The organism is Streptomyces sp. BE20 (assembly GCF_036322525.1).
Taxonomy (GTDB): domain Bacteria; phylum Actinomycetota; class Actinomycetes; order Streptomycetales; family Streptomycetaceae; genus Kitasatospora.
In genome coordinates, this window is record NZ_JAQYWW010001205.1 from 1 (window position 1) to 445 (window position 445).

Sequence of the window (445 nt, forward strand, 5' to 3'; positions counted from 1 at the left end):
CCGGACGGCCCCGCGCTGCTCCGCCGCGCCAAGCTGTTCCTGGACGCCGTCCCGCCGGCCACCCTCGGCGCGGCGGTGAGCGGCGGGCTGCTGGTGGGCCGGCTCGGGATGACCGACGCGAAGGGCAACCCGCTCTGCGGGGCGGTCCGCCCGCCGGTGATCGCCTGGTCGGCCGGGGGCGGCGGGGCGGCGGCAATTAGGAGGGGCCCCCCGCACCCGCGGGGGCCGCCGGGAAGGCGCGGGCCCCGGGGGGGTGCGGTGGAGCGGCCAACTGGTTGGTGTCGGTGGGGCCCGCCGCACCGGCGGCGCCCTCCTGCATGCCGCCGGCCCGCCGCCCCCGGCCGACCAGGCGATCACCGGCGGGCGGCCCGCCCCGCACAGCGGGTGGCCCTTCGCGTCGGTCAGCCCGAGCCGGCCCCCCAGCAGCCCGCCGCGCACCGCCGCG

The 445-nt window shown here is 82.7% G+C and carries 2 pseudogenes; one reads left to right on the top strand and one right to left on the bottom strand.

The window, feature by feature from the left end:
• Window positions 1–15: 15 nt before the first annotated feature.
• A pseudogene (locus tag PUR61_RS41110) lies at window positions 16–162 on the top strand (DUF5990 family protein); the annotation flags it as partial.
• 189 nt (window positions 163–351) lie between these two features.
• Here PUR61_RS41110 and PUR61_RS41115 read toward each other — a convergent pair.
• A pseudogene (locus PUR61_RS41115) lies at window positions 352–438 on the bottom strand (DUF5990 family protein); the annotation flags it as partial.
• Window positions 439–445 lie beyond the last annotated feature (7 nt).